The organism is Microcoleus sp. LEGE 07076 (assembly GCF_015207455.1).
Classification (GTDB): Bacteria; Cyanobacteriota; Cyanobacteriia; order Cyanobacteriales; family Microcoleaceae; genus Microcoleus.
In genome coordinates, this window is the sequence record NZ_JADEWV010000358.1 from 1 (window position 1) to 3,773 (window position 3,773).

Annotated in this window: 1 protein-coding gene; it reads right to left on the bottom strand. The window is 45.9% G+C overall.

Annotation, left to right across the window (positions count from 1 at the left end; genetic code table 11):
- Positions 1-3,773 (bottom strand): S8/S53 family peptidase (locus IQ270_RS28955; RefSeq protein WP_193976565.1); only part of this gene is annotated, 3,773 nt, incomplete at both ends.

Here is a 3,773-nt window from a genome sequence, read left to right on the forward strand (position 1 = left end):
GAGTTAGAACCAGCCCCCCCAGAACCACCAGATGGAGTATTAGCTAAATCATCATTCCCACTCCCACCCGAAGACGAATCAGAACCACTACTACCAAAAACCTCTTTAAACTCAGGCTCTTTAATCTGAATAAAAGTCGGTGTCCAAATATCATCACTCGGTTTCGGAGGCTTCACCAAATCCACAGGTACATCCCCCTTCGGAGCCTTATTCAACCGCGGCGCCTCCCCAAATTTCGGCACATCATTTACCTGCGGAGTAGTTTTCTTCGGGTCGAACCCTCCCCTTTTTGACTCAGACTCACTCGGTAAATACTTACCATCTTTCCAACTAGACTTCGACCAACTCTCACTCCAATCATTCCGACCATCATCCCAGACAGTCCCGCTGCGATACCAACTCCAACTGCTACCACTACTCGTCGAAACACCCGCTTTAGTTCCCGATTCTGACTCGTTACCGCTGAGAGCTTCAGTCCAACTGTAACCCCCATTAAAATAAGACTTGCTGTAACTCGAACTCCAACTAGAATACTTAGAAACCGAACTAACTAAACCTTTAGTATCGTAAGTGGTTTCGCTCAACCATTTCTCGTAAGTCGAACTGCCACTCTCTGTTTTGCGACCATCTTTATAAGTGGTGACTGTCTGTGAATTCCGAGTTCTAGAGGTATCGCTACTGTTAGATGAATTGGCATTACTGCCCTCGGTGCTGCTGTTATTTTTACTGGCTGCTATTGTCGATTCGTCGCTGGTGCTTTGAGTCGTGTAAGCATCAATTTTATACTCGCTCTCCCACCGAGCATTATTTTCAGAGTAATTTGATTGCTCATTTTTAGAACTAGGTTTTCCCGAACTGTTGCTGCTGGAAGCATTCGACTTGCTGACGGAATAAGTATCTCGATTGTGACTGCTAGTGTGCGGCCCTTCTTTGTAATTTTGCGTGTTATTTCCCTGAGTTACCGAGTAATTATTATTGCGATTATTTTGCCAATAATTAGTGCCGTTGCTGCTGTTGGTTTGTTGAGATTGATTGACAGTGTAAGTGTCTCGATTGCTCGTATTTTTTGACTTGCCATCATCGTAACTGCTGTTAGCATTACTGTTTCCTTCCGAATAAACATCGCGAGTGTTGCTGTTGACGGCTTTGCCGTTAATTGTAGAGTTATCCCAGGTTGAATTAATTACAGAATAGTTGTCGCCACTGTTATTAGTTTTGGAGAAACCGCTGGTATTGTTGCTTTGAGAATCAGATTTGCTAACTGTGGTTTCTTCGCCACTGTGGGTATTATTGGAACTGCTACTGTTGCTGCTATTCGTCCAATCGGCTTTTCCTTGAACTTGAGTTAAACTGTTATTGACGGAACTGCCGATGGTGCTAGTAGTTCGAGTGTTTGAAGTTGATTTGGAACCCCAATCATCTTGGCGGTTGCCGTTATTCATTGCATAGCCCGTACCGTATTGACTGTCGGATTGAGACTTGCTATTGCGATAACTTCCTGAAGCATCGTTTCTGGTGTACGTGGGAGTGGTATAGTTGTAAGAACTGCGGGATTTTTGAAGAGATGAACTTTGGTCGGCGTTAGTACCTTCGTATTTAACTCGGCTGTAGTTTTGCTGCGATTGATTTTTGTTTTCTGTTGAGTTTTGGGAAAAGTTTTTGGTGGTGTAGGTAGCAGCATTTGTGCTGGAATTACTTGTAAATTCGTTCAAAGAGTTGCCTTTGCTGTTGGTGTTGACAGCACTTTTATCCCATCTTGATTCTGTGTTTGAGAAGTTGCTATTGGTTTGAGAGTTGGTGATAGCTGTGCCGTTGGAATTACTGGTAGAGGTAGTTGTGTAGGGCGCTAATTCTGTGGTATAAGAGCTAGTACCTTCGTTGCTGTTTCCAGTTGAGGTACTGGTAGTTTTTGGCGTGCCGGGGGCGGTGGTTGCAGTTGCTCTTTCTGAGGGTTTGGCTGCGGTAGAATTGGCAGAGCTGTCGGTATTTGTACCTGCATCAACTAAGGGTTTTGTCAATAGTTTAGCTGCTGCCAATACTGGAATTGCGGGGAGGGTTTCGGTGGCGGTAGCAATTGCTAATTCGGGGTTTAAGATTCCGTATCCTGTTCTTTCGTCCCATTCTGGTACGTCAATGTCTGTTGCTGTTGTTAGGAGGAGATTTTTGATTTGCTGGCGGCTTAGGGATGGGTTGGCTGCCCACATTTGGGAGATGGTGTTTGTGACTTTAGCTGCTGCTATTGATGTGCCTTTTTTGGTGGCGGTTGTTGAAGTTTCTGCTATTTGTGGAGTGCTGGTTGGTGCTAGGATGTCTAAACCGCTTCCGTAGCTGGAATAGGCGGCGCGGTTGTTGTTTTCGGATGCGCCGACGGTGATGATGTTGTCGAATTCTGTGGAGGCTTGTCCGAGTGCGGATAGGAGAGTTCCTTCGTTACCGGCCGCTGCTACAATCAGTATGTTGTTGTCCTGAGCGTATTTAAGTGCTGATTGTTCTGCTGCTGTCAGTTTGTGCCGTGTGGTTTGCGTGCCGTCGGGATTGATTTGGGTTAAGTCGAAGCTGAGGTTAACGACGGCGTTGGGTTGTTTTGCAGCTTTGGCGCTGTCTACAAATTCTCTCAGGGATTGCTGCCAGTTGCCGCTACCGGTTGCTCTTCCCAACCAAATAGTAGGAGATTGTTTTGTATTGCTTTGATTGTGGGAGTTGCTGATAATTTCTAAAATTGTGTCGCCGTGTGGGTTTCCTTCATTTTGTGGCAGTAGGGGATTGTTGTCGCCGTCGATTACGTCTTTTCCTAGGATGATTTGGCTGTAGTCGATGTTGGGATTGTTGGCAACAAAGCCGGTGTCGATGATACCGATAAATGGTTGGGTTGGTTGGGAAGAATTGGGGATTGTTTCTGTTTTGCTATCTGTTTGTCTAGTTGTGTAATTGTTGGTGTTGTTTTCGGTGTTGCTGGCGCTGGCAGGGATGGTAGTTTCAGAGGTTTCTGGCTGGTTGGAAGCGGGCGTAGGGGCTGCTGTTTCTGAAATGATGGTTGTTGTTGATGCGGATTCTGAGGTTTCAGCATTCGATTCGCCGCCATCTACCAACTCGAAAGAAGCTGGATTTTGTCTGTGTGTCGGCAGATAATTTTCAGCGATGGCGATTTCGGGGATATCTGTAGGGGCGGTGCCCCCGTGCCCGCCCGCTTCCAACGCGACAGCATCAATGGATTCTAACTCGGAGGGCTGGGGATTTTGGCTGAATACTGTCTCTGCCCAAATGCGGTTGAGGTTTTCCCACATCTGGGCAATTTCTGCGTCGGAAATTGGCGGTAAATTGTCGGCAGTTTCACCGACATTTTCGAGGCTATTGGTGAGGGTTGGGGAGGTGTTTTCAATTTCTCCAGTGAGAATGTCTGTGGATTCTGTGGGTATTGTAGCTATTCCTGGTTGGAGAAAGACGGGTTTTTTGATTGTGTCACCTGTGATGAAGTCGATTTCTGTCTGGGCAGAATTTGTCTGGAAGTTGGAAATTTCGGAAACAGTCGGCTTTTGAGTTTCTGTCGCTGGGGAATTTTCGGGTTTTGTTTCAGTCGAATTTGTCTCAGAATTGGGAATCTCGGAAACAGTCGGATTTTTGTCTTCAACTACCGGGGAATTTTCCGGTTTTGTCTCGGAATTAGAAATTTCGGAAACAGTCGGATTTTTGTCTTCAACTACCGGGGAATTTTCGGGTTTTGTTTCAGTCGAATTTGTCTCGGAGTTGGGAATTTCGGAAACATTCGGGTTTTT